Here is a 25,193-nt window from a genome sequence, read left to right on the forward strand (position 1 = left end):
CGCCACCGGGCACCTCCCGTTCTGTCGGTCCGGGCACCTACGCTGCCGCCATGTCCACGACGACGGAGCAGACGCTCCGCTACGCGCGGCCCTCGCTGATGAGCCCCGGCTCGCGGGGGAACGAGCTCATGCTGTCGACGAGCGGCGGGGTGTCGACGTCGGGAGAGACGGACCACCCCCGCTTCTTCGACGACTTCCTCGGGCACGCCGAGCAGAACGCGGCGGCGCTGCTCGCCGTCTCTCGCGTGGCGCGCACGCGCTTCTACACGCCACCCGGCATGCTCGCGGCCGCACTCCGCGCCGCTGACCCCGTGGTCACGAGCAACGGCGACCGCCTGCGGTTCGAGAGCTTCTCCGCGTGCTGCGGCGTCTATGCCCGTCTCGACCTCCTCCCTGGGAGCCTGGAGGCACCCGCGCTCGCGAGCGGGACCACCAACGTCGACTTCAACCCGCCCGTCCGTGAGGCCCTCGCCCGTGTCGGTGGCCGTGACCCCCTCCACCTCCGGGTCGGGGAGGACGTGGTCGTCACCACGCTCGACGGTTCCGTCACCGAGAAGAAGGTGCCCCTTCCGGAACGGTGGTTGCGCGGTTTCGCGGAGGCGCAGGTCGCCGCGGCAGGGATGGAGCCGGTCATCGACGTCGCCGCCGTGGAGGCGCGGCGCTTCCTGCGCTCGCTCCCGCGGACCCCGTCCCGCGGCAGCCTGTGGGTCACGTCGACGACCTCTGGGCTGCGGCTGGCGAGCCGACCGTCGGGACCCAGCGTCGGGCTCTCGGGCGTCGAGCGGCTGCGCGTCGCCGAGCCACTGCTCCGGTTCGCCCGCAGGCTGCGGATCTACACGCGAGTGGTCGACGACGGAGCGGTCGCCGCGAGCGTGTGGGAGGTGGAGCTCGACGACGCCCGGTTGGTGCTCGGGATCAGTCCGGAGCGCTCGCGCGGGTTCTCCGGCGAGGGCGGTGTGCTGGTCGATCTCGCGGACGACGCGGCCGTCGACGACGCCGATCTGGTCTCCGCGGTCCTGGCGTTCGAGCCTGTCGTGGACGTCGATCACCTGAGCTGCGAGACGCGTCTGACCACGGAACGGGTTCGTCGGGCCCTGACGCGTCTCGGTGCCGCGGGTCGGGTCGGGTTCGACGTCGCGGAGCGAGCGTACTTCCACCGCGAGCTGCCCTACGACCGCGAGTCCATCGACCGGATGCACCCCCGCCTCGCCGGTGCCCGCGCCCTGGTCGCCGACGGCGCCGTCCGGTTCGTCCGCCTGGGTCCGGCGGGTGGGGGCGACGACTGGCGCACCGCGCACGTGCGCAGCGGCGACGTGGAGCACGTGGTCCGGCTCGGGCCGCAGGGCGACCGGTGCACGTGCCCCTGGTTCGCGAGGCACCGGGACTTGCGGGGACCGTGCAAGCACGTGCTGGCCGCTCGCGCGGCGAGCACCTCGTGACGGCAGGCCCGGCGGCAGGAGTCCGGTACGAGGACCTCTGTGCGCGCCTGACCGGCCGGACGCCGCTCGACGAGGTCGTCGCGTTCCTCGCGCCCCTGTCGGAGCCGGAACGGCGCGCTCTGGGTCGAGGACTGTCGGCCGCCATCGAGCGCAACGAGGTGGAGCGCGCGGCGCTGGAGCACCGCGCGACCTTCCTCGCACTGCTCGGTTGCGCGACGAACCCACGCGGGGTCTCGTCGCACCTCTGGCGGTTGCGGGTCGACCGGGCAGACGTGGACCTCGCGCTGCAGGTGCTGGCCGACCGTTCTCCGCTCTGGCTCGGGCAGCTCGCGCAGGTGCTCGTCGACGCCGGCGACACCGACCGCACATGGGGCCTCGTCCGCGCGCTGGTCCGCGCCGGGATTTGCGCGCGGCCCGAGGGCGACGAGTATCGGAGGGCTCTCGTCAGCGAGGTAGGGACGGGGGCGCCGGGTGGCGCCATCGGTCTCCTGCGCTCCGACCCTCGACTCGTCGAGGACGAGCTGTGGGAAGTGCTCGGGACCGAGCGGATGGGCCGGCAGCTCGCCCAGGTCGACTCGTGGGCCACCCACCCCGAGCGCACGTGGCAGCACGCGCTCGTCGTCCTCCAGAGCGCGGAGGGCGAGCCTCGGCTCGACCGCGCTCGGCTCCTCGACGTGACGGTGGACGCGCTCGTCGCCGATCGTGCGGCGGTGGACGTGCGGTGGTTCGTGAACCTGCACGACGCGCTCGACGTGACGCCGCAGGAGACCGTCGACCGCCAGGACCGCTACCTCGTCGGACTCGCCAACGAGGTGAGCACGGTGGTGCGGCTCTGCCAACGTCAGCTCGGTCGGATCGCCGGACGTGGTCTCGACGTGGAGGCTCTCCTCGACGCGAGCCCCGTCGTCCTGGAGCACCGGACGAAGGGTGTCGTCCAGGCGCACAGGGCGCTGCTCTCGACCGTGTCTCGCAGCATGCCGGAGGTCGCTCCGCGGGTGGCCGAGGTGATCGTGGAGCGGAGTGCACCTGCGGCGACGCTCCTGCCCGACCCGGCCCCGCTGGCGCCCGCGCTGCCGATCCGGCCGGTGGACGACACCGACGAGCTGGTGGAGCTCGCAGCGCGCGTGCTCGAGGAGCCGTGCGAGATCCCCAGCGTTGAACGGTTGCTCGACGGCATCGCGCGGTGGCCGGACGGTGCGCGGCTCGTCGGGGCGAGAGCGCTCGCCGCGCGCGCCGAGCAGGTCCTCGAGATGTCGTGGGTCGGGCCGTGGCAGGGAGCGCACCCCGGGGCCGACGTCGCAGCGCTCTTGCTGGCCTGGCTCCTCGGAGTCCGGCCACCGCGAGCAACGCGCTATCGCGGCTGGTTCAGCATGCCCTCGTCGTTGCGTCCAGATCCGGACGGAGCGCTCCCGCTGCTTCGTCCCGCGGACTCGCTCGGCGTGTGGTGGTCCCTGCGCGTCCGGGAGGTCGCCGAGCACGCCGCCCGCGGTGCGGACGGAAGGCCGCTGCTCGCGCTGCCCACGACGGACGACGGCGTCGTCGACCGTGCGGCCGTGACGGAGCGGCTGGTTCGCGTCCCGGCCGGTGCTCCACCTCTCCGCTTCGACGTCGCGCTCGCGGCGCTCCGGCTGCCCGTGGACGCCGCACCGAGACTCCCGGCGAAGAACCGTACGGCGGCCACCCTCGGCCGGGACCTCGGGCGTCGGGCGGCATCGTCCCCTCGATGGGAGCAGGTCGTGGCCGACGTGCCGGCGGACGACCATGTGCTCGAGGGGCCCACCGTCCCCGTCGCGAGCTGGCGCGACGCGGGCGCACCACGATCCCGTCGCGCCGGCGACGACCCGATCGATGCCCTCTTGAGAGGCCCGGATGCCCTCGTCCGCTTCCCGGGCGACATCGAGACGCTCTGCACGCACCCGTGGCCGCTCATGTTCCCCCACCATCCCGATCTCTTGGCTGCTTACGCCCACGGCGCGCTGATCCGGTCCGTCAGGGCATCGCGCTGTCCGACTCCCGTGCTCGCAGGGCTCGGCCGAGCAGCCGGCGCGAGCTCGGTCACCGCCTCGGCCCTGGTGCTGGGCCTGTCGGCGAAGGACCCGGTCGGCCGGGTCGCTGCCGCCGATGCCCTCGCGGACCTCGCGGGTCGGGGAGTGCTGGACGGTGCCGATCTGGGGCGCGAGATCGGTCGCCTCGTTGCGGCAGGCGCCGTCGTCGGGAGCCGCGTCGCCCGGTCGATGCAGGACGCCGGCCGCTCCCACACGCCGGCGGCCGCCCTCGTCGCGGTCGCCGTGACGACGTTGCTGCCGGTCCTCGGCCGACGACCAGACGCGCACCTGTTCGTCGCCGCGTTGGCCGACGCAGCGACGGCGACCGGCCAGGAGGTCACGCTGCCCTCCGATCTCGAGGCACTCGCCGCGAGCCGCTCGCGGACAGTCCTCGCCGTGGAGTGCCGGCGCGTACCGCGGCGAGGAGCTACGGGAACGGCCACGCCGGCGGTCACTCCCAGGTGAGCAGCTCCTCGCCGTGGGAGGCCCACGCGCCGGTCTCGGCGAGGGGCGTCACGGCGTCGGGCTTCGCCTCCAGCGCGACGACCGGGCACACGGCGGAACGGCCGCCCGCCCGGACGGCCGCGGGGTCCCACGAGACGAGCACGGTCCCGCGCTCGACGTGGGCGCCCTGCGCGACGTGCGTCGTGAAGCCCTCGCCGCCGAGCTTCACCGTGTCGATGCCGAGGTGCACGAGGACGGCACGGCCGTCGTCGTGCTGGACGACGAACGCGTGCGGGTGCAGCTTGACGACCGTCCCGGTGATCGGCGCGACGGCGACGCCGCCCTGCGCGTCGTCGGGCTCGACCGCGAGCCCCGGGCCGACGAGACCGGCGGAGAAGACGGGGTCGTCGACCTCGCTCACGTCGACGACCGTGCCGGTCACGGGCACCAGGACCGTCAGCGGAGCGCCCATCAGCGGAGGTCCTCGATGTCGCTGGCCAAGGTGTCCGCCTCGGGCCCCACGATGACCTGGATCGCGTCGCCCGAGCGCACGACGGCGATCGCGCCGGCTGCGGTGAGTGCCGCGTCGTCGACGAGCGCCGGGTCGTCGACCTCGACCCGCAGCCGCGTGATGCACGGTTCGAGGTCGAGGACGTTCGCGTCGCCGCCGAGGGCGCGGAGGATCTGTTCTGCCTTGCTCACGGGGTGCTCCTCGTGGTCCGGTCCGGCCACGGCCGGTGTGCGGGTCCCGGCGGGCCGGGCTGGGTGGTGGGGCGTCGTCACATGAGGTCGGCCAGGTCGGACGCGATCGTGTCGACCTGGGGGCCGACCACGACCTGCACGACACGGCCGTTGACCATGACGCCGAAGGCGCCGGCGCGGCGCAGCGCCGCCTGGTCGACGAGGGACGGGTCCTTGACGAGCGATCTCAGGCGGGTGGTGCACGGGTCGATCTCGTCGACGTTCTCCACGCCGCCGAGTCCGGCGAGGATGGTCGCGGCGCGCTCGGCGTCGGACAGGGTCATCGGTCCTTCCCTTCAGTCGGCACGGCCGGCGTCGGCCGGCGTCGGCACGGTGGCGAGCGGGACGTCGTCGTCCAGCGGTACGGGTCGGGGTCGCGGCACCAGCATGGGTCGCGCCTCGCGGAGGGGGACGACCACGCTGTAGCGGTCACCGCGATAGCAGGATCGCGAGTACATGAGGGGCTGGTCGCCGGCGAACGTCCGGCGCACGGTGCGCAGGACGGCCCGGGTCCCGCGCATCTCCAGCAGCGCCTGCTCCTGCGTGGTCGCCTCGGACGCGGAGATGGTGTCCTCGCCCCACGTCGGCGCGAGGCCGCGCTCGCGCAGCGCCCCGTACATGCTCGGGGGCACGCCGTCGTCGAGGAGGTCGGGGGCGAGGTCGCACGGGATCCAGACCTCTTCGACGCTCATCGGGGAGCCGTCCGCGGACCGCAGCCGCACCACGTGGTGCATCGGCGAGCCCTGGGGGCGGCCGAGCGCCTCGGCGACGGACGACGGCGCGGGCGCGGCGCCGGTCTCCAGCACCCGGGTGCCGGGTTCCATGCCGCGCCGTCGGGCCTCCTCGCCGAACGTCGTCAGCCGCATCTCGAAGTCCGCCCGCGGCGGGGCGACGAACGTCCCCCGCCCCTGCGCGCGCTCCAGGACGCCCTCGTTCACGAGCGCGTCGACGGCCTGCCGGACGGTCATGCGCGAGACGTTGAAGGTCTCCGTGAGCGTGCGCTCGGACGGGATGGCGTCGCCGACGTCGAGCTCGGTCGTCACGAGGTCGGCGAGGTACGCACGCACCGCGAGGTACTTGTGCTCACCGCCCTGTGCCCGTGACCTGCTCATCGTCGCGCGTCGTCCTCGTCCGTCGGTCGTCTGCTCGTGCACCCGCGCATTGTCCCGCCGGCCGCAGGAGACCCTGCGGAGGTGACGGACGCCGCCCGTGTGGCCCCCGTCACTCCCGGGGGTTGACACATCATGAGGTCTAGACCACTCTTCCTGCAAGTGGTCCAGACAACTGGACCGGCAACGACGCCCGCACCAGTCGCGCCACCGCCGCCGCTCGACGCCTGCCCGGCCTGACTCCAGGCCGCGACCCCAGAGGAGAACCACATGACCACCGTCGCGGAACCGACGAGGACGAAGAGGGGGATCCCCGGCTTCGCCCAGCTCCAGCGCATCGGGCGCTCCCTCATGCTGCCCATCGCGTCCCTGCCCGCAGCCGCCCTGCTGTTGCGGCTCGGCCAGCCCGACATGCTCGGCGCCGACGGCGTCGCGGGCACCTTCGCCTGGATGCAGCCGGTCGCGGACGTGCTCGGCGCAGCCGGGAACGCGCTCTTCGGCAACCTGCCGATCATCTTCGCGCTCGGTGTCGCGGTCGGGTACGCGAAGAAGGCCGACGGGACGACGGGCCTCGCCGCGCTCATCGGCTACCTGGTGTTCTCGGGGGTCAGCGACTCGCTCTCGCCGTACGTCCTCGGCGAGGCGCCGGAGGGGGAGACGCAGGAGCTCATCAACTACGGCGTGCTCGGGGGCATCGTCATCGGGCTCACCGCCGCGCTGCTCTACCAGAAGTACTACCGGATCAAGCTGCCCCCGTACCTCGCGTTCTTCGGCGGCCGGCGCTTCGTCCCCATCGTCACCGCGGGCGCGGCCGTGCTCATCGCGGTCGTCGGCGCGCTGATCTACCCGGCGTTCGACTGGCTCATCAACGACACGATCGGCGGCTTCGTCACCGGGTCCACGATCCTCGGCGCGTTCGTCTTCGGCACCCTCAACCGGCTGCTCGTCCCGCTCGGCCTGCACCACCTGCTCAACTCGCTGCCGTGGTTCCAGTTCGGCAGCTACGAGACCGCCGACGGCACCGTGGCGAACGGCGACATCTTCCGCTTCCTCGCGGGCGACCCCACGGCAGGCACGTTCCTCACCGGCTTCTTTCCGATCATGATGTTCGCGCTGCCCGCCGCGGCGCTCGCGATCGTCCACACCGCCAAGCCGAAGAACCGCAAGGTCATCGCCGGGATCATGGGCTCCGCGGCGCTCGTCTCGTTCGTCACGGGCGTGACCGAGCCGCTCGAGTTCGCGTTCCTCTACGTCGCGTACCCGCTCTACGTCATCCACGCCGTCCTCACGGGCACGTCCCTCGCGCTCGTCAACGCGCTCGGCATCCGTGACGGCTTCGGCTTCTCCGCGGGCGTCATCGACTACCTGCTGAACTTCCGGATCGCCGAGATGCCGCTGCTCCTCATCCCCATCGGCCTGGGGTACGCGGTGATCTACTACTTCCTGTTCCGGTTCGTCATCACGCGCTGGAACCTGCGCACGCCGGGCCGCGAGGACGACGACGAGCCGGGCCTCGCGACGCCGGACGCCACGACCGACGCACCCGCCGACGTCGTCGCTCCCCCCGCCGGCGCGTCCTCCGACGCCGCGACGTCCGACGCCGCCTCGACCGACCAGGGACGTCGGGGCCGAGGCACGGACCCGGAGCGGACGGGCGCCGCTGCGGGCGCGGCGTCCGACGCCCGCGGCGGAGGCGCGGCGTGACGGTCGCCGACGCTGCCCGGGTGGCCGACGCGGCCTCGGGGCTGACGGGGGTGCCCGTCAGCCCCGGCCGGGTGGTCGGCGTCGTCGTGACGATGCCGGCCCCCGTGCCGGAGCCGGACAGCGCACGGCTCCCCGAGGACGCCGACGTCGAGCTCTCGGTGACCCAGGTCCTGGCCGCGGTCACCGCGGTCCAGGAGGACCTCACCGCGCGGTCCGCGCGCGCCGAGGGCACGGCCGCCGAGGTGCTCGCCGTGACCGCGGCGATGGCCGCGGACCCCGCCCTCGCCCGGGACGCTGTCGGCCGCGTCCAGGAGGGGCGCACGGCCCCGGCGCGCGCGGTGTGGGAGGCAGGGTCCGACGCCGCGTCGCGGCTCGAGGCGGTCGGCGGTCTCCTCGGCGAGCGGGCCCGCGACGTGCGAGACGTGCGCGACCGGATCGTCGCCGCGCTGCTCGGGCTCCCCGTGCCGGGAGTCCCTGACCCCGGGAGCCCTTTCGTGCTCGTCGCCGACGACCTCGCGCCCGCCGACACCGCGCAGCTCGACCCCGAGCGGGTCCTGGCGGTCGTCACGCGCGGCGGTGGCCCGACGTCGCACACCGCCATCCTCGCGCGGGCCCTCGGCATCCCGGCCGTCGTCGCGGTGGACGGCGCGCTCGACCTGCGCGACGGCGAGACCGTGCTCGTCGACGGCGCGGCGGGAACCGTCGGGCGCGACCCGTCGGCCGCCGCGGTCGCCGCCGTCGCGTCCGGTCGACGTGAGCGGCGCACGTTCGACGGCGCGGGCCGGACCGCCGACGGCCGTCGTGTCGAGCTCCTGGCGAACGTGGCCTCCGGGGAGGACGCCCGTGCGGCGGCCGCGGCCGGGGCGGAGGGCGTCGGGCTGTTCCGCACCGAGTTCTGCTTCCTGGGACGGGCCGTCGAGCCGGGCGTCGACGAGCAGGTCGAGGCCTACCGCGCGGTGCTCGCGGCGTTCGGAGGCCGCAAGGTCGTCGTGCGCACGCTCGACGCGGGCGCCGACAAGCCGCTGCCGTTCGTCACCGCGGAGTCCGAGCCGAACCCGGCCCTCGGCGTCCGGGGCCTGCGGACGTCGCGGCGACACCCCGAGGTCCTCGACCGGCAGCTCGACGCCATCGCGCGGGCAGCCGCGGCGGAGGACGCCGACGTGTGGGTCATGGCGCCCATGATCGCGACCCCCGACGAGGCCGACGCTTTCGTGGAGCTGTGCGCGACGCACGGCCTCGACCGCGCGGGCGTGATGATCGAGGTGCCGTCGGCCGCCCTCGGTGCACGCTGGGCGCTCGCTCGCGCGACCTTCGCGAGCATCGGGACGAACGACCTCACGCAGTACACGATGGCGGCCGACCGCGAGGTCTCCGACCTCGCGCGCCTCGCGACGGCGTGGCAGCCGGCGGTGCTCGCGCTCGTCGGTGCCGCGTGCTCGGGCGCGGCGCTCAATGACCGCCCGATCGGGGTCTGTGGTGAGGCGGCGGCCGACCCCGTGCTCGCACCCGTGCTCGTGGGGCTCGGCGTCACCTCGCTGTCGATGACGCCCGTCGCGCTCGCGGACGTCGCGGCGGTGCTCGCCGCGACGTCGTCGGAGCTGTGCGAGGAGCTCGCGTTCCTCGCGCTGCAGCAGCCCACGGCCGAGGCCGCGCGCGCGGCCGTGCGCGCGCGGCTCCCCGTGCTCGACGAGCTGGGTCTCTAGGTCAGGAGACCGCGGTCTGCTCGAGGAACGCCGCGAGCGCGTCGAGCGACGCGGTCGCGCCGTCGCCGTCGTCCGCCGTGGCCAGGACGACCTCGTCGCCCGCGTCGACGCCGAGGGTCATGACGCCGAGGATGCTCGCCGCCTCGACGGGCTCGCCACCTCGCTTGGCGATCGTCACAGGGGTCGGCTGCGCCGCGGCCTCCTTGACGAAGAGCGCGGCGGGGCGGGCGTGCAGGCCCTCCGCGAGGGCGACGACGACGGGACGTTCCACGGGGCTCTCCAACCGACAGGTGGTATGGACCACCTCATCGTAGGGGTCGGGGTGCGCGAGGGGAAGGGTTCGCTGGTGTGGGTCGCGGAGGACGGGTCTAGGGTGGCCCGCATGTCAGACGCGACGACGCCGCGGCCTCCCGCCGAGCCGGGAGAGCCGCGCATCCACGTCACGCTCTCCACCGCCAGCGTCTACCCGCGTCGCGCGGGCTACGCCTTCGAGGCGGCCGCCGACCTGGGGTACGACGGCATGGAGGTCATGGTGTGGTCCGACGAGACCACCCAGGACGCCGCGGCGCTCAACCGGCTCTCCGCCGACCACGGCATGCCGATCCGCAGCATCCACGCGCCGACGCTCCTCGTGAGCCAGCGCGTGTGGGGGCGCCCGCCGGGGCCCAAGCTGCGGCGCAGCGTCGAGCTCGCGCAGGAGGTCGGGGCGAGCACGGTCGTCGTGCACCCGCCGTTCCGGTGGCAGTACAAGTACGCGCGCGAGTTCGAGGAGCTGGTCCGCGAGCTCGACGAGACCGAGGGCGTGACGATCGCCGTCGAGAACATGTACCCCTGGCGCGGGCGCAAGCGGGAGATGCAGGCGTACCTGCCCGGCTGGGACCCGTCCGAGCACGGCTACGACCACGTCACGCTCGACCTGTCGCACGCGGCCGTCGCCCAGCAGGACGCCCTCATGCTGCTCGACGTGTTCGACGGCCGGCTCGCGCACGTCCACCTGGCCGACGGGTCGGCGTCGATCAAGGACGAGCACCTCGTCCCGGGCCGGGGTGACCAGCCGTGCGACAAGGTGCTCGCCGAGCTCGTGCGGCGCGGGTGGTCGGGCGACGTCGTCGTGGAGATCGCGACACGTCGCGCGCGGACGGCGGCCGAGCGCAAGGAGGACCTCGCGGCGTCGCTGTTCTTCGCGCGCACGTACCTCACGCCGGACCCGCACCCGACCTACGAGCCGCCGCCGGGCCACGCGCACCGCCACCTCGACGCCTGGTGACGCGCGCACCGACCGCGTGCGCGGCGTCGGGCAGGCGATACCGGGCCGGTGCGGCCCGGGCGGGCGCGGCCTGGCCCGCGCTGCCGGGCTCGCCCGTCGGACGAGGCGAGCCCGGCCCTGAGCGTCCGGGTCAGTCCGAGCCGTAGGCGACGACGGCCTCCTCCGAGACCTGCTCGCCGTCGCGCTCCGCGGTGACGGTCACGGTCGCCTCGCCGGCGGGGGCGTCGGCGACCCGCGTGGCGAACGACTGGTAGGCCGACGCGCCGGGTGCGACGTCCTCGAACGTCCGCGTGCCGTACGGCGTGCTGACGGTGACGTCGACCGCCGTCTGCTCGTCGTTGACGACCCGCACCGCGACGTAGTCCCTGCTGCCGAGGGTGCGCAGCTGCGCCTCGGCGGAGAAGGCGAGGTCGGCGTCACCGCCGACCAGCGCGGACTGCCAGTCCGTGAGGTCCGCGAGCTTCGTGGCGAGCAGCGCCGTGTCGCCGGCGTCGTCGGAGAGGCTGTCGACGAGCTCCTGGGCAGCAGCGATCGCGGTCAGCGCCGCGGCGTGGTCGCCGGCGTCCGCGGCGGCCTCCGCGTCGTCGAGGTGCGCGGTGATGCCCGCGACGGCCTCGGCGTCACCGTGGCTCGTGGTGTCGAGCTCCTCGACGATGCCGTCGACCTCGCCGAAGGTCACGCAGTTGCCGCCGCCCTCGACGACGCCCGCGGTCCACTCGACGCCCTTGAGGACGTGCTCGCGGAACAGCGGGTCGGTCCACGACTGGTCGGTGTGACCGGCGCCCTCGTACCAGGAGCGTCCGCCCTCGAAGTTGTGGCACCACGCGAGCGGGTGGTCCTCGCCCATCGCATTGTTGCCCGGCGAGTAGGTCGACTCGTCGAGCGTGATGAGGACGTGGACGTCCTCGCGGGGGTTGGTCGTGTAGTTGTACCACTCGTCGAACCGCTCCCAGGCGGCGGGGAGGTGCTCCGTCGACGGGTGCGCCGGGCTCTCGACGCGCATGGTCGCGGTCTGCTGCGCCGGGTGGCTCGCGAAGCGCGCGCCGCCGCCGGTGAGCTCGCTGTACCAGGGCACGGTGTGCATCGTGTCGGTCGCGGCGTGGAGGCCGACGAAGCCGCCGCCGGAGCGGATGTAGCCCTGGAACGCGGCGAGCTCGGCGTCGTCGAGCAGGCGCGGTGTGGCGGGGTTGAGCGAGTTCGTGTTGTCGACGGGGGAGACGAAGACGATCGTCGCGTACTGCTGCAGGTCCTCGGTGCTCGTGAACGGCGTGCTCGCCATGGTCAGGTCGGGCTGGCCGGGCGAGCCGGGGCCCCACCAGCCGCTCGACGTGTTCGGCGGGTCCCACACGTCGACGGTGAAACCGTTGTCCGCACCGAGCTCGATGAGGGTGCGCGTCGTGTCGTCGATGTGGGAGTGCCGGAACCCGAGCGTCTCGCCGACCACGAGGATCTTGTAGGGCTCGTCGGCGGCGGCGACGGTCGCGACCGGGGTGCTGGACGACGCCGGGGCGGCGAGCGCGACACCCGTGACGGCCAGTGGGACGGCGACGAGTCCTGCCGCCGCCCGATGAATGGTCTTTCCGTTGAACAAATGCATGCGTGCTTCTCCTCGTCTCGCCGGTGAGCAGTGAGAGCCGTGCTGGCCGCACCGCAGCGGAGCGGTGTCGGTACCTGGCCTACTTTTAGCGAGTGTTGTTCAAAAGTCAAGGAAACTGAGCATGACTTCTGCGCGCGATGTGCCGAGGTCGGCCGTGCCGGTCGAGTCCCGGTGGCTGATCGCGTGGTCGGAGTCAGCGCGACGCGACGGCCCAGCGGAACGCGTTGCGCAGCACGTAGCGCCCGTCGTCCTGCCGGAACGGTGCCGCGGCGGTGAGCAGCACGGGCGCGACCTCGGCCCGGTCCTGCGGGTCGGCCCCGGCGGTCAGGGCGTGCACGAGCGACGTCGCGTCGGGGAGCACCATCGGTGTCGCGGTGAGTCGCTCGGCCTGCACCGTGAGGCCGTGCGAGGCGAGGAGGTCGCCCAGGTAGCCGGGCTCGCGGGTCTCGTCGCTCGGCTCGTGGTCGTCGCCCGCGAGCGCGCGCTCGAGGACGGTGAGGTCGTTGTGGTGGTCCCCGGCCCAGCTCGCGACCGCAACCCGGAGACCCACGCGCGCGCACTCGCGCACCGTCTCCTCGACGTCCGTGAACGCGAGCGCGTTCACGAGCGTGACCAGGTCGAACGCGTCGTCGGGCCACGGCAGGTCCTCCCCGCGGGCGACGCGGACGTCGCTGCGCGGGCTCCGCGCGCGGGCGAGGGCGACCATCGCCGCGGAGGGGTCGCAGCCCGCGGTGACGGCGCCCGCGTCGTCGAGCAGGGCGAGGAGCTCGCCCGACCCGCAGCCGACGTCGAGCACGCGCCACCCCGCGGCCAGGCCGGCGGCCGCGAGCAGCGCCCGCTGCGCAGGTTCGGCGACCGGAGCCCAGTACCGCGCCCAGTCGATCGCGACCGATGACCAGTCGTCGACGTCGTCCATGCCACCATCCTCGCCCGACGCCGTCGCGGGCGGGCGTCACGGTCACGGCCGGGCGCCGCGTAGGCTCGTCGACCGTGGCCCGGGTCAACGGTCTTCTCGCCGACACGACGCCCCTGCGTACCTCCGCGCCGTTCCGACGCCTGTGGTGGGGGCTCGGGATCTCCAACCTCGGCTCGCAGCTCACGGTCGTCGCCGTGGGCCTGCAGGTCTACGCGCTCACCGGGTCGTCGCTCGCGGTCGGTGTCCTCGGGATCTGCGCGCTCGTGCCGCTCGTCGTGCTCGGGCTGTACGGCGGCGCGCTCGTCGACGCGTACGACCGCCGCAAGGTCGCGCTCGCGGCGTCGGCCGCCCTGTGGGTGGTCACGAGTCTCGTCGCGCTCCAGGCGTGGCTCCACCTCGACTCGGTGGGTGTGCTCTACGCGCTCGTCGCGGCGCAGTCCGCGGCGTTCGCGATCAACAACCCCGCGCGGTCGGCGATCATCCCGCGCCTCGTCGAGCCGCGGCTCCTCCCCGCCGCGAACGCGCTCCAGACGCTCGCGTGGAACGTCGCGCTGACCGTCGGGCCGCTCGGGGGCGCGCTCCTCGTGGCGCTGTGGGGCTACCAGGTCGCGTACACGATCGACGCGGTGCTGTTCACCGCGGCGCTGTGGGCGGTGTGGCGGCTGCCGGACATCCCGCCCCTGTCAGGGCCACAGGTCAGCGCCGTGACCCCTGGCCCTGACACGACGCTCGGGGGTGACGACGTGTCAGGCGCACAGGTCACCCCGGTGACCTCTCGCCCTGACACGGCCCGACGCCGCCGCCGGGGTCGCGCGGTCGGGTGGCGGTCCGTCGTCGACGGGCTGCGCTACCTCGGCACGCAGCCGAACATCCGCACGACGTTCCTCGTGGACCTCGCGGCGATGGTCCTCGCGTCGCCACGCGTGCTGCTGCCCGCCGCAGGGGTCGTCTGGCTCGGCGGGGGAGAGGCCACGACCGGCGTGCTCACCGCGGCCTTCGCGATCGGTGCGGTGCTCGCGAGCGCATTCTCCGGCGGCCTGTCGCGCGTGCGGTGGCAGGGCCGGGTGATCGTCTGGGCGATCACCGCGTACGGGGCGTCGATCGTGCTGTTCGGGCTCGTGCTGCTCGGGGTCGGCGCGACGTCGCCCTCGACCGTCCTCGTCGGGTGGGTCGTCGCGGCGTGCGTCGCGCTCGCGCTCGCCGGGGCGTCGGACGCCGTGAGCTCCGTGTTCCGCCAGACCATCCTCCAGACCGCGGCTCCCGACGAGATGCGCGGACGCCTCCAGGGCGTGTTCATCGTGGTCGTCGCGGGCGGACCGCGGCTCGGCGAGCTCGTGCTCGGCGCGCAGTCGACGTGGACCGGCGAGGCGTGGGCGGCGGTCCTCGGCGGGATCGCGTGCGTCGTCGCGCTGTGGCTGGTCGTCCGCGCGCAGCGCCGGTTCTGGCGCTACGACGCGCTGCACCCCGAGCCCTGACGGACGCCGAGACGCGGGCCTCCGCCCCGGACCGTCCGGGTCAGGGGCGGGGCTCACGTCGCGGCGGGGACGGCGCCCACCACCTGCCCGCCGAGCCGCTCGAGACGACCCCGCCCCCAGTCGCCGAGCGACTCGAGCGCCGTGTTGAGCGCGCTGCCGTGCTCCGTGAGCGAGTACTCGACCCGCGGCGGGACCTCGGGGAACACCTCCCGCCGGAGCAGGCCGTCGGCCTCCATCTCGCGGAGCTGTTGCGCGAGCACCTTGTCGCTCACGCCCGGCAGACCGCGCTTGAGCGCGGCGTACCGGCGCACGCCGTGGTCCTCGAGCTCCCAGAGGATCAGCGACTTCCACTTGCCGCTCACCACGTCCATCGCGGCGTCGAGGCCGCACACGTAGGGGCCGCGGCGCGGGGGCAGGGCCGGCTGCCCGTCGTGCAGCACGGTCGCGGAGGGTGTCGTCGTCATCGCTCGCTCCTTCGTCTCCGGTCGGCGGGTGCGTGCCCTCCGACGGGCGTCGCCCGCAGGAGTCCCGAAGGCTCTGCCCCCGTGACCTGCACGCTCACCTGGAGGTGAGAACCCCACCTCGAAGTGCGTTCTTCCCGGACGACCGGACGACGGCGAGGGTGGACGACGAAGGGCACGCCGCGTCGTCGGACGTCGCCCGGTCTTCCCACCCGACCCGGAGGAACGATGCCAGACCAGTCAGCCGCCACAGCTCCCGCCCTGCCCTCGACACCATCGCCGCTCCCCGTGACCGTCCTCGGCCTCGGGGCGATGGGCAGCGCCCTCGCCGCCGCGACCGCCGAGGCGGGCCACCCGACCACCGTCTGGAACCGCACGGCGGGACGCGCTGACGCGCTCGTCGCCGCCGGAGCGCGCGAGGCGACCTCGGTGCGGGACGCCGTCGGCTCGTCTCCGCTCGTCGTGGCCGTCCTGCTCGACCACGCGTCGGTCCACGAGACGCTCGGCCCCGTCGCGGACGCGCTCGCCGGCCGGACGCTGGTCGACCTCGTCACGACGACGCCCGAGGAGTCGCGGGAGCTGGCCGCCTGGGCGACGTCCCACGGCATCGACTACCTCGACGGCGGGATCATGGCGGTCCCCGCGATGATCGGCGGGCCGGGCTCGGAGGTCCTCTACAGCGGGTCGCGCGCCGTGTTCGACGCCGCGCGTCCCGTGCTCGACACGTGGGGCGAGAGCACGTGGCTCGGCGAGGACCCCGGCCTCGCGCCGCTCTACGACCTCGCGCTGCTCGCCGGCATGTACGCGATGTTCGCGGGCTTCTTCCACGGTGTCGCGATGGTCGGGACGGCGGGCGTGAGCGCGACGGACTTCGCCCGCCGCGCGGCGCCCTGGCTCGTCGCGATGACGTCGGGCCTCGCCGACTACGCCGACGTGATCGACCGTCGCGACTACGGCGGTCCCGGCCAGCAGAGCCTCGAGTTCTCGGACCCCTCGGACATGGTCCGTGCGAGCGAGGAGGCCGGGCTCGCGACGGACGTCGTCGCTGCCGTGCAGGCGCTGGTCCGGCGCCAGGTCGACGCCGGTCACGGCGCCGACGGGTTCGCACGTGCCGTCGAGAGCATCCGGACCGACACCACCCGGACCCACACCGCAGGAGGAACCCGATGAGCAAGCCCACCCCCGTCACCGTGATCGGCCTCGGCCCGATGGGCCAGGCCATGGTCCGCACGCTGCTCGCCGCGGGCCACCCGGTCACCGTGTGGAACCGCACGCCGTCGCGCGCGGACGCGCTCGTGGCGGAGGGCGCGGCTCTCGTCGCGTCGCCGGCCGAGGCCGTGGCGGCGAGCGACGTCGTCGTGCTGAGCCTGACCGACTACGCGGCGATGTACGACGTCCTCGGCGCGGCGCCGGACGCGCTGCGAGGAAGGACTCTCGTCAACCTCAGCTCGGACACCCCGGGCGCGACGCGCGTCGCCGCCCGGTGGGCTGCCGACCACGCCGCGACGCTCGTGGTCGGCGGCGTCATGGCGCCGCCGCCGATGGTCGGGACCTCGGACGCGTACGTCTACTACAGCGGGCCCGAGGCGGCGTTCCGGTCCCACGAGCGCACCCTCGGGCTCCTCGGCGCACCGCGGTACCTCGGTGAGGACCCGGGTCTCGCGCAGCTCATGTACCAGGCGCAGCTCGACGTGTTCCTCACGGCACTGTCCGGGGTCGCGCACGCGGCGGCGCTCGCGCAGGCCGCCGGGGTGCCGCCGACCCAGTTCGTCCCCGAGGCGCTGCAGACGCTCGTCACCACGCCCGCGATGATCGGGGCCGACGAGGCGGCGGGGGTGGAGTTCGAGACCGGCGTCCACCCCGGCTCCCTCAGCACCGTGACGATGATGGGCGCGACCGCGGCGCACGTCCTCGGCGCGAGCGAGGAGCTGGGAGTCGACCCCGAGCTGCCGCGCGCGGTCCAGTCGCACTACGAGCGCGCGCTCGCGGCGGGGCACGGGCGGGACGGCTGGACGGCGATCTTCGAGGGGATCAGAGCGGGCGTCGACGTGGGCTCCGGTGCTCGGGCGGCGCGTCGGTAGTGTGGAGCGTGTGACCGACGCACCGCGCGAGACCTCGTCCGGGACCTCGCCGCGGGACCGGGAGGGGATCTTCGTCGCCGGTCCCGCATCGTGGAACCGGATCGTCCAGCTCGACGCGCTCCCGGACCCCACCCCGCACGCGGTGCTCGCGCGCGACTCCTACGACACCGTCGGCGGGACGTCCGCCGGGAAGGCGCTCAACCTCGCGGCTCTCGGCCGGCCGGTCACCCTGCGCACCGTGCTCGGAGCCGACGACGACGGCGCGCGCGTGCGCTCGGTCCTCGAGTCCGGCGGGGTGCGGCTGCTCGTCGAGCCGTCGCCCGACGGGCGGACGGAGAGCCACCTCAACCTCATGGACCGTGACGGTGGCCGCGTGTCGGTGTACCTGCGCGCCCCGGGCGAGGTCGCGGCGTCGGGTGCGGGGTGGGACGCGGCCGTCGCAGCGCTCGACGCCGCCGCCGTGGTCGTCGTCGATCTCGCCGTCCCGGCTCTGCCTGTGCTCGACCTCGCCGTCGCGCGCGGGCGGGAGGTCTGGGTGGACCTGCACGACTACGACGGCGCGGCGGACTTCCACCGCCCGTGGGTCGAGGCGGGGACGCACGTGTTCCTCAGCTCCGACCGCCTGCCCGATCATCGCGCGTTCATGGTGGCCCGGCTCGGTGCCGGCGCGCGGTTGGTCGTGTGCACGCACGGCGCTCGCGGGGCGACGGCGCTCACCGCCGAGGGGTTCGTCGACGTCCCCGCGCAGCCGGTCGAGGACGTCGTCGACACGAACGGCGCCGGGGACGCGTTCTTCGCGGGGTTCCTCGACGCGCACCTGCGCGGCGAGCCCGTCGAGGCGGCGATGCGGGCCGGGGCCGCGCACGCGGCCCGCGTCGTACGCAGCCCCGGTCTCGCCCCGCTCGGCGGCGTCGAGCGGGGCTGACGCCGTCCGGTCCTCGGCGGACCCGGCGCGGCAGGGCTCAGCACGGCCGGCCGGCCCCGGTCAGCCGCGACCGGAGTCGACGAGCGCGTCGTCGGCCGTCGTGCCCGCGCCCGTGGGTGCGGTGGTCGGGGCGCCAGCGGACCGAGCCCGGGAGGGACGGTGCCCGGCGAGCACGAGCCCGACCCCGAGCACGGCCCAGCCGGCGAGGACGAGCCACGGCAGGGTCGTGTCCGCGGCAGGGAAGTACGACAGGTCGCGCAGGAGCGTCGCGGACGCGCCCGGCGGGAACCACTGCCCGACGGCGCCCCAGGGCGCGAGCAGCATCTCGACCGGCACGGCTGCGGCGGAGAGCGGGTTGGCGACCAGCAGGAAGAGCACCGGCCCGACGGCGATCCCCGGCCGCCCGAGCACGGCCGCGGCGCCGACGACCGTCCCGGAGATCCCGAGGAGGGTGAGCCCCACGGCCGCGGAGTCGGCGAGGAACGCCCCGTGCAGCCCGCCGAGGCCGTGCAGGATCCCGGTGATCGCGAGGCCTCCGGTCACCGCGTAGGTGCCGAGCGCGGCGAGCCGTCGTCCGGTGCCGTGGACGGCGAGCGCGATCGCGACACCGCCGGCGATCCCGCCGAGGACCAGCGGGAACGTGGCGGCGGAGAGCGTCGTGCCGCGCGCGTCGTCGGGGGACAGCGGCACGACGTCGGTCACGACGACCGTGGGCGCGGTGCCCGCCGGTGCGCCCTGGGCGGCCGCCGCGGAGTCGACCTGCGCCTGGAGCGCGGCCGCCTGCTGACCGAGGAGCTGCGCGACGACGGGGCTCGCGGCCGACGCCGTGAGGACCTCGGGCTCCGGGCCGAGCACGATCGCGCCGTAGACGTCACGCGACTCGACGAGCGCGACGGCGGCGTCGCGGTCGGCGACGGCGGTGATGTCGAGCGCGCCGGGGGCGCCGTGCGCGAGGCCGGCCTCGACCTGGGCGACCGCCTCGGCCGGTCCGGCGACGGCGACCGGGAGGTCCCGCGCCTCGGCGGTGACCGACGGCCACAGGAAGGCCAGGACCACGACGCTCACCACGACGACGAGTCCGACGGCGATCCCGAGGGCGCGACGCCAGGGCGTCGCGACGGGTGCGGGGTGCGTGCTCATGACGGGCCTCCAAAACGAATGTTCGTTCTCTATAGCGTCCACCTGTGCCGCGAGGTCTGTCAAGAACGATCGTTCGGTTTAGGCTGGCCCGGTGCCCAGGGTCACCGAGGAGTACCGCGCCGCGCGCCGGGACGAGATCGTCGACGCGGCGTTGCGCGTGTTCCGGCGCAAGGGCTTCCAGGCGGCCTCGATGGCCGACATCATCGCCGAGTCGGGCCTGTCGGCGGGGGCGATCTACGGGTACTTCGCCAGCAAGTCCGAGATCGTCCGCGCGACGGCGACCCGGATCGTGGGGGCGCGGGTGCTCGACGTCGAAAGGCTCGCCGCGCAGGAGCCGCTGCCCGCGCCGGCCCAGGTCGTCCGGGTGCTCATGACGGGGGTGCAGCGCGAGCTCGGCGACCCCGGAATCCTCGTGCAGCTCTGGGGGGAGGCGATGACCGACCCCGCGCTGCGGGGCCTCGCGGCGGGCGTCGTCGGTCGCATCCGGACGACGTTCGAGCACTACCTCACGGAGTGGCACCAGCGGGCGAACGGCCTCGCCGGGGCCGCGGCGACCGCGCTCGCCGTCGAGCAGGCGCCGCTGTTCGTCGGTGTGTGCCAGGGCTGCATCCTGCAGTCCGGGCTGTTCGAGGACTTCGACCGCGACGGCTACCTCGACCAGCTCGACCGGTACCTCCCGCGCTGACGGGCCGGCCCGCTCGTCGTCGCCGGACGTCGTCGGACGGCGGGCGTCGTCGGTGCGCCGGGCTACGACGCGGCGAAGAGCGGCGCCCGGCCGGGCGGCTGCGCGGGCGGCGGGCTCTGCTCCCCGGGACGGACCGGCCGCACCTGCGCCGGCTGCTCCGGGGTGAGCCGGAGCTCGTCGCCGTCGTGCACGATCCGCAGCTTCTCCCCGGACACGAGCCGGTACGTCACCCCGTCGCTGCGCACCTCGACGCGGGCGCTCGCGCCCGCCGCGTGCACCGGGAACGCGTACCCGGTCAACCGAGACGGCAGGCAGGGCGCGAGGTGGAGCACGCCGCCGTCGAGGCGCGCGCCGCCGAGCCCGGCGACCATCGCGGTCCACGCCCCGGCGAGCGACGCGACGTGCAGGCCGCCGTCGGTCGACGCGCGCAGGTCGCACAGGTCGAGGAGCGCGCACTCGCGGGCATACGCGTAGGCGAGGTCCACGTAGCCGATCTCCGCGGCGACCACCGCCTGCACCGGAGCGGACAGCGACGAGTCGCGGACCGTGAGGGGCTCGTAGTAGTCGAAGTCGCGACGCCTCTGCTCGGGCGTGAACTCCTCCCGCGCGACGTGCAGCGCGAGCACGAGGTCGGCCTGCTTGACCACCTGCCGACGGTAGAGCTCGGAGTAGTGCACGTGGTCGTCGAGCGGGAACCGCGCCGTGCCCCGCGCCTCGAAGTCCCAGTGCGCGTGGCGCGTGAAGTCCTGCGACTGCTCGGTGACCTGCAGCTCGTCGGAGTACGGCACGATCATCCGGTCGGCCGCGAGGAGCCACGCCGCGCGCTCGTCGGCGCTGACGCCCAGGCGGTGGGCCTGCTCGGGATACCGGTCGCACAGGCCCGCGGCGGCCCGGAGGTTCTGGCGCGCCACGAGGTTGGTATAGGTGTTGTTGTCCACGATCGCGGTGTACTCGTCCGGTCCGGTCACGCCGTCGATGCGGAACCCGGCGTCCGTGTGGTGCCCGCGGCCCGCCCACAGCCGCGCCGTCTCGACGACCAGGTCCACGGCGACGTCCCGCGCGAACGCCTCGTCCCCCGTGGCTGCGACGTACCGCACGGCGGCGAGCGCGACGGCGGCGCTGACGTGGAACGCGGCCGTACCGGCGGGCCAGTAGCCCGACGACTCCCGACCGCTGATCGTCCGCCACGGGAACGCGGCGCCCGGCAGACCCAGCTCGGCCGCGCGCTCGCGCGCCCGAGGCAGGGTGGTGTGCCGCCAGCGCAGGTGCGCGGCCGCCGCGCCGGGCAGGACGTGGTCCAGGACCGGGAGCACGAAGGTCTCCGAGTCCCAGAAGGCGTGCCCGCCGTACCCGGTGCCCGTCAGGCCCTTGGCGCGGACGCCGACGCCGTCGACGCAGGCCGATGCCTGCACGGTCTGGAAGAGGGAGTACCGCGCGGCCTGCTGCATCTCGTCGTCGCCCTCGAGCTCGACGTCACCGCGCGCCCAGACGTCGGCGAGGAGCTCCGCCTGCTCGCGCTGAAGCTGCTCCCAGCCGGCCGCCAGCGCGTCGGCGAGCGCCGCGTGCGCCCGCGCCGGGAGGGCGTCGGCGTCCGGCCCGCCCACGTGGGCCGCGAGCACCAGCACGGTGAGCCACTGACCCGCACGCAGGTCCACGGTGAGCGTGGCGGCCCCGGCGCGGTGGTGCCACACCGGCGTCACGCCGTCCGCGCACTCCACGACGTGAGCCGTCTCGACGGCGACACCCCGGCCCGAGCGGACGGTGCGCTGGTGCACGGACGAGCCCTCGGCGTCGTGCCGGCACGACGTCGTGACGAGCCCGGGCTCCGTGCGCTCACGGTCGGCGTCGTCGCCGTGGGAGCAGTCAGGTGCGGGTCGCAGGGCGACCGTGACGTCGTCGTGTGCGAGCACGTGCCAACGGGACGCGACGAGCTCCGGTCGCGTGAGCGACACGAGGCGCCGGTTGACGAGGGTCGTGCTCCCTCCCGACGGCGCGGTCCACCGCAGCTCCCGGTCCAGGACGCCGGCGCGCAGGTCGAGGGCGCGGTCGTGCGACCCGGCGGCCGAGGCGTCGACAGGCGTGCCGTCCACGGACCAGCCGACACGCCAGGCGTCGACCACCGGGACGAGGCGTTCCTCCACCTCGGGATAGGCGTAGCCGCCCTCGGCGTACGTCTGGTCGTACTCCTCGAGCACGGTGGCGAGGAGCGTCGCCGGGTCGGCGTCCGCGGGGGTCTCGTCGAGGACTCCGCGCACGCCGACGTACCCGTTCGACAGGGACAGGATCGAGGCCGCTGCCTGGGGGCCGTCGAGGTCGAGGTCGGACTCCCGGACCGACCAGGGGCTGAGATCGCTCGTCACGGGTGCCACACCATCACGACCCGTACGTGCTCACCCGTCGAGGGGCGCGTGCCCCCGGGCGCTGCGGCCTACGCCAGCCCCGTGTCCCGCGCGACGATCGCGGCCTGCATGCGCGACGTGACCCCGAGCTTCGCGAGCACCCGGGAGACGTGGGTCTTCGCCGTCGCCTCCGAGATGAACAGCTCCGTCGCGATGCCCTGGTTCGACAGCCCGCGGCCCAGCGCCGCGAGGACGTCGACCTCGCGCGGCGTGAGGTCGGCCAGCCGGGGGTCGCCCGCCGTGCCCGGTTCCCGTCCCGTGCCCGACGGGTGGGCCGGCTCCCCGGGGCGAGGGCCGTCGTCGGGCCCGGGACCGCGGGCGAACGCTGCCAGCAGGCGCCGGGTGACCTCCGGGGCGAGCACGCCGTCGCCGTCGGCGACGCGGCGCACGGCGTCGAGCAGCGCCGCGGGCTCCGCGGTCTTGAGAAGGAAGCCCGCCGCGCCGGCGCGCAGCGCGCCGTCGACGTACTCGTCGAGGTCGAACGTCGTGAGGACGAGGACGTCCGCGAGTCCCTCGGTCGTGATGACGCGCGTCGCCTCGATCCCGTCGACGCCCGGCATGCGCAGGTCCATGAGCACGACGTCCGGGCGCAGCGCCCGCGCGTTGGTGATCGCCGCCGTCCCGTCGGCGGCCTCGCCGACGACCTCGACGTCGTCCGCCGCCTCGAGCAGCAGGCGCAGCCCGGCGCGGATCGCGGCGTGGTCGTCGGCGAGGATCACGCGGACCGTCGGGCGCATCATCTCGGTGCCCCCGACGCCGATGCCGGACCACCGGTGGGCCCGGCCGCCGGGACCGCCGCGCGGACGGTCCACCCGCCACCGCCCGTCGACCCGTCCGCGGGCCCGGCGTCGAGCGTGCCGCCGACCCCCTCGGCACGCTCGCGCATCGTCAGCAGACCCGTTCCTGCGCTGAGCGCCGGGTCCCCCAGCGGGGTGGGCGCGGGCGTCCCGTGGTCGTGGACGGTGAGCACGACGTCGTCGCCCGACCGTTCGAGCCGCACGGCGACCGGCGCCCCCGGCGCGTGCTTGAGCGCGTTCGTCAACGCCTCCTGCGCGACCCGGTAGAGCGTCTGGTCCACGGCGGCGGGCAGCCCGGCGGCACGGGGGTCGTCCGTGAAGGTCACCTCGGTCCCCGTCGCGCGCGCGGCGTCGAGCAGCGTGCCGATCTCGGCGAGCCGACCGGGGGCGACCACCGGTTCGGACCCGCGCCGCTCGCTGCGCAGGAGCAGGATCATCGACCGCATCTCCTCCAGCGACGTGACCGCGCTCGTGCGCACCTGCTCCAGCGCCGCCCGGTCGCGCGTCGCGTCCGGCGGGAGCTGGAGCGCGGCACCCGAGTGGATGGCGATCGCGGAGAGGTGCGACGCGATGACGTCGTGCAGGTCGCGCGCCATCGCCGCGCGCTCGGCCCGGACGGCCTCGTGCCGGTCGAGCTCGGCGATGCGCTCGAGGTCGCTCGCGCGCTCGCGCTCGAGCTCCGCGGCGCGGGCGGCGCTCGCGGCGTCGCGGGCTGCGAGGTCGGCCCGGTCGCGCTCCAGGTCGGCGAGCTCGGTCTTCTGGCGCACGTTCGTCGCCCACCACAGGGGCAGCAGCAGCACGGCGCCCAGCTGCAGACCCGTGTACACGAACACCCGCACGTCGCGCGCGGCCTCGCCGGCCGCGACTGCGCCGAGCACCGAGACGGTCACCGTGACGCCCCACAGCCAGGCCCGCGCCCGCGGGCTGCCCCACGTCGCCGCCGCGTACAGCAGGTCCCACAGCACCACGGTGATCGCGAGGGACCCGCCCCACGAGAGGTCCACCAGCATGACGACGACGCCGCCCGCCAGCGCGAGCATCGGCCGGCGGCGCTTGACGAGGATGAGGGCGCAGCCGACCGCGAGCAGCGCGTACCGCCACCACGGCTCGGGCGTCACGATCCCGATCGCGCCGTCGACCGACACGAGGTCGACGAGCCCGACCTCGATGAGCACCCACCCGAGCGCGAACGTCATGACGGCGGTGACGACGTCGTTGCGCGAGTCCTCGAGGCGCCACACCTGGCGCAGGGCGCCGTCGCGGGACCACCAGCGGGCTGAGCTCACGGCTCCATCCCAGCACACGGGCCGTCGTCGTGGGATCGGTCGAAGGGTGTAGGCGGGGCGCGGCGGCGCTCCGCGGCGGGTCCGAGGATCGTCCGTCCGGCCGACGACGCGGCCGCCCGCTCGGGGGAAGGTCGGGCCATGGACCTTCCCCTCGACCTCGCCGGCGCCGACGGCACCGGGCTCGGCCTCGCCACGATGGCCGGCATCCTCGTCGTGCTCGCGCTCGTCGACTCGACGAGCTTCGGGACGCTGCTCATCCCGGTGTGGCTGCTGCTCGCGCCCGGGCGGATCCGCGCCGGCCGTGTGCTCACCTACCTGGCGACCGTGGCGGGCTTCTACCTCGCCGTCGGGATCGTCGTCATGCTCGGCGCCGGGGCGTTCCTCGACCGCTTCGGCGACGCTCTCGACACGCGGGCCGCGGCGATCGTGCAGCTCCTGCTCGGCATCGGGCTCTTCGCGCTGAGCTTCCGGTTCGACGGCAAGCGCGCCGCGCGCCGCGCGGAGCGTGCCGCGGCGGACGGCCGCCCGCCCGCGCCGGGAAGGTTGTCCCGGTGGCGCGAGCGGGCGCTCGGCATCGAGTCCGGGGCCGACGTCGGCGGTGCGCAGGCTGGCGCGACCGTGCGGACGCGGCCGTCCGTCCTGCCGCTCGTCGGTCTCGCGCTCGGTGCCGTGGCGATCGAGGTCGGCACGATGCTGCCGTACCTCGCCGCGATCGGGATCGTCACCACGTCCGACGTCGCGTGGCCGGCCTCCGCGGGCGTGCTCGCCGCGTACTGCGTCGTGATGATCGCTCCGGCGCTCCTGCTCCTCCTCGGCAGGCTCGTCGCAGCACGCGCGGTGGACCCGCTCCTGCACCGGCTCGACCGGTGGCTGACCAAGAACGCCGCCGAGATGACCGGCTGGGTCCTCGGGATCCTCGGCGTCCTGCTCGCGCTGAACGCCATGGGGCGGCTCGGCTGGACGGGCTGACGGTCGTGAC

At 74.7% G+C, this 25,193-nt stretch carries 23 protein-coding genes; 11 read left to right on the plus strand and 12 right to left on the minus strand.

Annotation, left to right across the window (positions count from 1 at the left end; genetic code table 11):
• Window positions 1-50: 50 nt before the first annotated feature.
• Both NFS20_RS12750 and NFS20_RS12755 read left to right on the plus strand, forming a co-directional pair.
• A complete protein-coding gene (locus NFS20_RS12750; RefSeq protein WP_251152157.1) occupies window positions 51-1,439 on the plus strand; it encodes an SWIM zinc finger family protein in 1,389 nt (462 codons plus the stop codon).
• On the plus strand, window positions 1,436-3,949 hold the full coding sequence (locus NFS20_RS12755) for a DUF6493 family protein (protein WP_251152158.1): 2,514 nt from the start codon (window positions 1,436-1,438) through the stop codon (window positions 3,947-3,949). Before NFS20_RS12750 ends, NFS20_RS12755 begins: the two co-directional genes overlap by 4 nt.
• Here the strand turns inward: NFS20_RS12755 and NFS20_RS12760 are convergent.
• The 4 genes from NFS20_RS12760 to NFS20_RS12775 form a co-directional block, all read right to left on the minus strand.
• The gene (locus tag NFS20_RS12760) at window positions 3,936-4,400 is read right to left on the minus strand and encodes a PTS sugar transporter subunit IIA (RefSeq protein WP_251152159.1); all 465 of its coding nucleotides are present in this window, start codon (window positions 4,398-4,400) and stop codon (window positions 3,936-3,938) included. The genes NFS20_RS12755 and NFS20_RS12760 overlap by 14 nt on opposite strands.
• Window positions 4,400-4,630 (minus strand): PTS sugar transporter subunit IIB, encoded by a 231-nt coding sequence (locus NFS20_RS12765; RefSeq protein ID WP_251152160.1) that lies wholly within the window; start codon window positions 4,628-4,630, stop codon window positions 4,400-4,402. Before NFS20_RS12765 ends, NFS20_RS12760 begins: the two co-directional genes overlap by 1 nt.
• 77 nt (window positions 4,631-4,707) lie before the next feature.
• A complete protein-coding gene (locus NFS20_RS12770) occupies window positions 4,708-4,953 on the minus strand; it encodes a PTS sugar transporter subunit IIB (RefSeq protein WP_251152161.1) in 246 nt (81 codons plus the stop codon).
• A gap of 12 nt (window positions 4,954-4,965) precedes the next feature.
• The gene (locus NFS20_RS12775) at window positions 4,966-5,781 is read right to left on the minus strand and encodes a GntR family transcriptional regulator (protein ID WP_251152162.1); all 816 of its coding nucleotides are present in this window, start codon (window positions 5,779-5,781) and stop codon (window positions 4,966-4,968) included.
• Between the two features lie 267 nt (window positions 5,782-6,048).
• Here NFS20_RS12775 and NFS20_RS12780 point away from each other — a divergent pair, with 267 nt between their 5' ends.
• Together NFS20_RS12780 and ptsP are read left to right on the plus strand one after the other, a co-directional pair.
• A complete protein-coding gene (locus NFS20_RS12780) occupies window positions 6,049-7,482 on the plus strand; it encodes a PTS transporter subunit EIIC (RefSeq protein ID WP_251152163.1) in 1,434 nt (477 codons plus the stop codon).
• On the plus strand, window positions 7,479-9,185 hold the full coding sequence (gene ptsP, locus NFS20_RS12785; RefSeq protein WP_285821132.1) for a phosphoenolpyruvate--protein phosphotransferase: 1,707 nt from the start codon (window positions 7,479-7,481) through the stop codon (window positions 9,183-9,185). The genes NFS20_RS12780 and ptsP overlap by 4 nt, the downstream gene beginning before the upstream one ends.
• 1 nt (window position 9,186) lies before the next feature.
• Here the strand turns inward: ptsP and NFS20_RS12790 are convergent, their stop codons facing one another.
• Window positions 9,187-9,456: an HPr family phosphocarrier protein gene (locus NFS20_RS12790; protein ID WP_251152164.1), complete on the minus strand. Its 270-nt coding sequence runs from the start codon at window positions 9,454-9,456 to the stop codon at window positions 9,187-9,189.
• Window positions 9,457-9,567: 111 nt separating this feature from the next.
• Between NFS20_RS12790 and NFS20_RS12795 the strand changes: the two genes are divergently transcribed.
• Window positions 9,568-10,452 carry a sugar phosphate isomerase/epimerase family protein gene (locus tag NFS20_RS12795; RefSeq protein WP_251152165.1) on the plus strand — a complete coding sequence of 295 codons (885 nt, stop codon included), beginning with the start codon at window positions 9,568-9,570 and terminating at the stop codon, window positions 10,450-10,452.
• Window positions 10,453-10,582: 130 nt separating this feature from the next.
• On the opposite strand, the gene NFS20_RS12800 is transcribed toward NFS20_RS12795, so the two are convergent.
• Window positions 10,583-12,049 carry a ThuA domain-containing protein gene (locus tag NFS20_RS12800; RefSeq protein WP_251152166.1) on the minus strand — a complete coding sequence of 489 codons (1,467 nt, stop codon included), beginning with the start codon at window positions 12,047-12,049 and terminating at the stop codon, window positions 10,583-10,585.
• Window positions 12,050-12,242: 193 nt separating this feature from the next.
• Window positions 12,243-12,965 (minus strand): class I SAM-dependent methyltransferase, encoded by a 723-nt coding sequence (locus NFS20_RS12805; protein WP_251152167.1) that lies wholly within the window; start codon window positions 12,963-12,965, stop codon window positions 12,243-12,245.
• A 74-nt stretch (window positions 12,966-13,039) separates the two neighbouring features.
• On the opposite strand from NFS20_RS12805, the gene NFS20_RS12810 reads away from it, so the two are divergent.
• Window positions 13,040-14,440, plus strand: a complete 1,401-nt coding sequence (locus tag NFS20_RS12810) for an MFS transporter (RefSeq protein ID WP_251152168.1) — start codon at window positions 13,040-13,042, stop codon at window positions 14,438-14,440.
• 53 nt (window positions 14,441-14,493) lie between these two features.
• Here the strand turns inward: NFS20_RS12810 and NFS20_RS12815 are convergent, their stop codons facing one another.
• On the minus strand, window positions 14,494-14,904 hold the full coding sequence (locus tag NFS20_RS12815; RefSeq protein WP_251152169.1) for a winged helix-turn-helix transcriptional regulator: 411 nt from the start codon (window positions 14,902-14,904) through the stop codon (window positions 14,494-14,496).
• 225 nt (window positions 14,905-15,129) lie between these two features.
• On the opposite strand from NFS20_RS12815, the gene NFS20_RS12820 reads away from it, so the two are divergent.
• The 3 genes from NFS20_RS12820 to NFS20_RS12830 are packed head-to-tail and all read left to right on the plus strand — an operon-like array spanning window position 15,130 to window position 17,907.
• The gene (locus NFS20_RS12820; protein WP_251152170.1) at window positions 15,130-16,071 is read left to right on the plus strand and encodes an NAD(P)-dependent oxidoreductase; all 942 of its coding nucleotides are present in this window, start codon (window positions 15,130-15,132) and stop codon (window positions 16,069-16,071) included.
• The gene (locus NFS20_RS12825) at window positions 16,068-16,982 is read left to right on the plus strand and encodes an NAD(P)-dependent oxidoreductase (RefSeq protein WP_251152171.1); all 915 of its coding nucleotides are present in this window, start codon (window positions 16,068-16,070) and stop codon (window positions 16,980-16,982) included. The genes NFS20_RS12820 and NFS20_RS12825 overlap by 4 nt, the downstream gene beginning before the upstream one ends.
• 10 nt (window positions 16,983-16,992) lie before the next feature.
• Entirely contained in the window at window positions 16,993-17,907 is a 915-nt protein-coding gene (locus NFS20_RS12830; RefSeq protein ID WP_251152172.1) for a carbohydrate kinase family protein, read from the plus strand.
• A 60-nt stretch (window positions 17,908-17,967) separates the two neighbouring features.
• Here NFS20_RS12830 and NFS20_RS12835 read toward each other — a convergent pair whose 3' ends face one another.
• Entirely contained in the window at window positions 17,968-19,047 is a 1,080-nt protein-coding gene (locus NFS20_RS12835; RefSeq protein WP_251152173.1) for an ABC transporter permease, read from the minus strand.
• A 91-nt stretch (window positions 19,048-19,138) separates the two neighbouring features.
• On the opposite strand from NFS20_RS12835, the gene NFS20_RS12840 reads away from it, so the two are divergent.
• Window positions 19,139-19,732 carry a TetR/AcrR family transcriptional regulator gene (locus tag NFS20_RS12840; RefSeq protein WP_251152174.1) on the plus strand — a complete coding sequence of 198 codons (594 nt, stop codon included), beginning with the start codon at window positions 19,139-19,141 and terminating at the stop codon, window positions 19,730-19,732.
• 62 nt (window positions 19,733-19,794) lie between these two features.
• Here the strand turns inward: NFS20_RS12840 and NFS20_RS12845 are convergent, their stop codons facing one another.
• The 3 genes from NFS20_RS12845 to NFS20_RS12855 form a co-directional block, all read right to left on the minus strand.
• The gene (locus tag NFS20_RS12845; protein ID WP_251152175.1) at window positions 19,795-22,092 is read right to left on the minus strand and encodes a glycoside hydrolase family 65 protein; all 2,298 of its coding nucleotides are present in this window, start codon (window positions 22,090-22,092) and stop codon (window positions 19,795-19,797) included.
• Window positions 22,093-22,160: 68 nt separating this feature from the next.
• Window positions 22,161-22,868 carry a response regulator gene (locus NFS20_RS12850; protein ID WP_251152289.1) on the minus strand — a complete coding sequence of 236 codons (708 nt, stop codon included), beginning with the start codon at window positions 22,866-22,868 and terminating at the stop codon, window positions 22,161-22,163.
• Window positions 22,868-24,214, minus strand: a complete 1,347-nt coding sequence (locus tag NFS20_RS12855) for a sensor histidine kinase (protein ID WP_251152176.1) — start codon at window positions 24,212-24,214, stop codon at window positions 22,868-22,870. The genes NFS20_RS12850 and NFS20_RS12855 overlap by 1 nt, the downstream gene beginning before the upstream one ends.
• Window positions 24,215-24,352: 138 nt before the next feature.
• On the opposite strand from NFS20_RS12855, the gene NFS20_RS12860 reads away from it, so the two are divergent.
• On the plus strand, window positions 24,353-25,183 hold the full coding sequence (locus NFS20_RS12860; RefSeq protein WP_251152177.1) for a GAP family protein: 831 nt from the start codon (window positions 24,353-24,355) through the stop codon (window positions 25,181-25,183).
• Window positions 25,184-25,193: the final 10 nt, after the last annotated feature.

Origin of the sequence: Cellulosimicrobium sp. Marseille-Q4280 (assembly GCF_943181405.1) — a bacterium.
Lineage (GTDB): Bacteria > Actinomycetota > Actinomycetes > Actinomycetales > Cellulomonadaceae > Cellulosimicrobium.